At 73.3% G+C, this 3714-nt stretch carries 4 protein-coding genes; all 4 read right to left on the reverse strand.

Annotated elements, in window-relative coordinates:
- Positions 1-223 precede the first annotated feature (223 nt).
- Positions 224-874 (reverse strand): thymidine kinase, encoded by a 651-nt coding sequence (locus VN520_RS08795; protein ID WP_325746293.1) that lies wholly within the window; start codon positions 872-874, stop codon positions 224-226.
- A gap of 50 nt (positions 875-924) precedes the next feature.
- Positions 925-2112 (reverse strand): alkaline phosphatase family protein, encoded by a 1188-nt coding sequence (locus VN520_RS08800; protein WP_325746294.1) that lies wholly within the window; start codon positions 2110-2112, stop codon positions 925-927.
- A complete protein-coding gene (locus VN520_RS08805) occupies positions 2112-2708 on the reverse strand; it encodes a DUF5998 family protein (RefSeq protein WP_325746295.1) in 597 nt (198 codons plus the stop codon). The genes VN520_RS08800 and VN520_RS08805 overlap by 1 nt, the downstream gene beginning before the upstream one ends.
- A gap of 61 nt (positions 2709-2769) precedes the next feature.
- The coding region (locus VN520_RS08810) for an acetate--CoA ligase family protein (protein WP_325746296.1) at positions 2770-3714 on the reverse strand (945 nt) is incomplete at its 5' end.

A 3714-nucleotide genomic window follows, 5' to 3' on the forward strand; every position in this document is an offset into this window, starting at 1 on the left:
GGTGCGGGCCGTTCCGCGTTCCTGGGCGCCGTGTCGGCGGCGTGGGAGGAACTCGGCCCCGGCGACCACCCGTTCACCCGGACCGTCGCCGGCCGGCTGCGTGTGCGCGACGACCGGGAGCAGTTCCTCACCGGCAGCACCTCGGTCCACCCGCCCGGCCAGGACCACGGGCCCGCCGGCCCACGGGCTCCCTGCGCGAACGCGCCGCGCCGGGGGACAGCCGTCAGCCGTGGCCGACCGGCAGCACGTCCGGCGACAGCGCACCCGCATGGGCTGCGGCGCTCGTCATTCGGCGGCGGTGGTGGCGGCGGCAGAGGACCTCGTAGCCGACGTCCGCGGCCGGGCGGTCGACATCGCCGACGACGACCTGCTCCCCCTCGACCACCATCACCCCGCCCACCGTCCGCGCGTTGTGCGTCGCGCGGGCGCCGCACCAGCACATGGCCTCGACCTGGAGCGTCTCTATCCGGTCCGCGAGCTCGATCAGCCGCTGCGAGCCGGGGAAGAGCTTGGTCCGGAAGTCCGTGGTGATACCGAAGGCGAACACATCGAGGCCCAGTTCGTCGACGACCCTGGCCAGCTGGTCGATCTGCTCGGGAGCGAGGAACTGGGCCTCGTCCACGATCACGTGGTCGACCCTCTCGCCCTCCGACATCCGGCTCACGAGGTAGCCGTACAGATCCATCCCCGGGGCGGCCTCGACCGCTTCCGTCACCAGGCCGAGCCGCGACGACAGCTTCCCCTCCCCCGCCCGGTCGTCCCGGGTGAAGATCACTCCCCGCAGACCGCGGGCCGACCTGTTGTGGCCGATCTGGAGGGCCAGGGTGCTCTTTCCGCAGTCCATCGTTCCGGAGAAGAACACAAGCTCGGGCATGAGAAGTCGAGCGCCTTTCGAGGTGCGGTGCGGTGGGGACGGAATGAGGGCTACGAGCGTACTTCGAGGAGCGGCACCAGCTGTTCCGCGGGGGTCAGCGATCCGTGCATGCCCACCATCACGGACTCGTGGGGCTCCTTGACCGACGCGGTGATCACCACGTCGTCGTGAGCGGCCGCCACCACGTCGCCGATCCTGCCGTACACCCGCTCGTCGATGTGCGGGCCGAACCAGCCCGCCGCGACGGCCTCGTCACGGCTCGCCACCCAGAACTGCTCGCCGAGCACCTCGCGCCAGACGGCCAGCACGTCCGCCTGGGCTCCGGGGACCGCGTACACATGGCGGGCGCGGCCCTCGCCGCCCAGCAGGGCGACTCCGGCGCTCAGTTCCCAGTCCTCGTCGAAGTCGATCCGGGACTGCTCGTCGAACGGGATGTCGATCATGCCGTGGTCGGCGGTGATGTACAGCGCGGAGCGCGGCGGCAGCTGCTCGGCGAGGCGCCGGGCCAGCCCGTCGACGTACATCAGCTGGCCCCGCCAGGCATCGGAGTCGGTGCCGAAGCGGTGTCCCTGGCCGTCGACCTCGCTGTAGTACGTGTAGACGAGGGACCTGTCGCCGGCGGCGAGCCGCTCGGCGGCGAGGTCCATCCGGTCCTCGCCGGTGAGCCGGCCCAGGAAGGAACCGCCGCTGAGCGCGACCTTGGTCAGGGGGGTCTGCTCGAAGTCCGGGGCGGACACCTGGGCCGTGCGTACGCCGGCGGCGTGGGCGAGCTCGAAGACGGTGGGGTACGGCTGCCAGGCCTTGAGGGCGGTCCACGGCTTCCAGCGGAGCTGGTTCATCAGCGCACCCGTGTCCGGGTTGCGCACCGTGTACCCGGGAAGCCCGTGCTCGCCCGGGGCCAGTCCCGTGCCGACCGAGGCGAGGGAGGTCGCCGTGGTGGACGGGAAACCCGATGTGACCGGCCGGCCGGTGCCGCCGCGGGAGGTGGGGAGCAGCGAGTGCAGGAAGGGCGCCTCGTCCGCGTGGGCCTTGATCTGCTCCCAGCCGAGTCCGTCGATCAGGAAGACGCAGTTGCGGTCGGCGGGGCTGAGCTCCGCAATCCTCGCCTCGAAGCCGGGCACTCCCTGGCCGGCGACGAGGGTCGGCAGCAGATCGGCGAGCGAGCCGGTGCCGTACTCCGGTACGGGCGCGGTCCCGGGAGCGAGCAGGACGGGGTCCTGCCAGGCGGGCCGGACCATCAGCGGGAAGTCGCCGAGGTCACGGCCGTGGCCTCGGAGAGGGCCTGGGCGAAGGCGAGGGTCTGGCGCACCGTGTCGGGGCCGTCCCCGGCCTCGCTGACACGCAGGCTCAGGTCGTCGGCGGTGGAACTGCCGGTGTAGCCGTGGTCGGCCTCGCAGTTGGGGTCGCCGCAGGCCGCCGGTTCGAGATCGATGCGGGAGACGGCACCCCAGCCGATGGTCAGGACGACCTCGCGGGGCAGTGTGCCGGGCACGTACTTCTCGGGGTCGGCGACCACACGGCTGACCACGACGGACGAGATCCGGTCGAGCTTGACCGACTCGGTCGACGTCGTGGCGTAGGGCGTCGGGGAGCTGGTGTCGGCGGCCTGCTCGTCGGTGTGGCTGACGATGAAGCGGGTGTCCGTCAGGACGAGGACCGTGACATGGCGGCGGACCTCGTTGGAGTCGAAGGTGGTCTCCTGGTGCACCAGGTACGAGGCGACCGGCTCCCCGCCGACGGCGGCCTCCACCGCCTCGGCCACGAGGGCCGGGTAGTAGCCGCTGCGCTCGATCGCCGCGCGCAGCCCCTGGGTCGTCGTACCGGTCTTTGCCATGAGGACCATCCTACGGGGGGCCGGTGGCTGCCGGGGACGCCGTGCGCGGGTCCGCGGGCGGTCAGTAGGCGGGGAGTCGCCGGGGACCGAGATCACTGCGGGTGGGCGGAGGGGCCAGCCGGACGCTCGCTCCGAGCACCGTCAGGCCGTGCGTGGCCACCACGACGGGTTCCAGGGTGACGGAGACCACCTCGGGGTGGTCGTCGACCAGCCGGGACACCCGCAGGAGGAGCTCTTCGAGCGCTGCGGTGTCGGCCGGTGCGGAGCCGCGCCAGCCGAACAGCACCGGGGCCGCCTTGATGGAGCGGATCAGCTCCGCCGCGTCGCGGTCGGTGGCGGGCACGAGGCGGTGGGCCGTGTCACCCAGCAGCTCCGAGGGCGCGCCGGCCAGGCCGAAGGAGAGGACGGCGCCGGCGGCCGCGTCGATGGACGCCCTGACGACGGTGTCCACTCCCCTGGGCGCCATGGCCTGGACGACGGGCCGGAGTTCGGCGGGCGTGCCGAGCAGTTCGGTCAGTTCGTCGTACGACCGGCGCAGGGCACTCTCGTCGGCGAGATCGAGCCGGACACCACCGAGGTCGGCGCGGTGCCGGAGGTGGGGGGCGGTGGTCTTGAGGGCGACCGGGTAGCCGAGCTCCGTGGCAGCGGCGACGGCGGCCTCCGGACCGGGGGCGGGGAGCGCCGGCCGTACGTCGATGCCGTAGCGGGCGAGCAGGTCCCGGGCCTCGTCATGGGTGAGCGGGCGGGCGCGCGGGTCGGGGCCCGGGCCGAGCAGCGTCCCGATCAGCGCGGCGGTCCCGTGCTCGTCGATGGTGTCGTCCAGGAATTCGGGCACCTTGCCGGGGGAGGCCGCCTGGCGCCGCCACTGGGCGTACTTCACCGCCTCGGCGAGTGCGCGGACGGCCCGCTCGGCGGCGGGGTAGGCGGGAATCCGTCCGGTGGCGCGGCCGGGGGTGCCCGCCTCCCCTGCGGACACGGGCGCGGGCGGGGACACGGGCGCGGGCGG

The sequence above is a fragment of the Streptomyces sp. genome (assembly GCF_035563135.1).
Classification (GTDB): Bacteria; Actinomycetota; Actinomycetes; order Streptomycetales; family Streptomycetaceae; genus Streptomyces.

Excerpts from the sequence above, each read along its gene's own strand:
- VN520_RS08795 (WP_325746293.1), bottom strand. The coding sequence starts at position 874 with ATGCCCGAGCTTGTGTTCTTCTCCGGAACGATGGACTGCGGAAAGAGC.
- VN520_RS08800 (WP_325746294.1), bottom strand. The coding sequence starts at position 2,112 with ATGGTCCGGCCCGCCTGGCAGGACCCCGTCCTGCTCGCTCCCGGGACC.
- VN520_RS08805 (WP_325746295.1), bottom strand. The coding sequence starts at position 2,708 with ATGGCAAAGACCGGTACGACGACCCAGGGGCTGCGCGCGGCGATCGAG.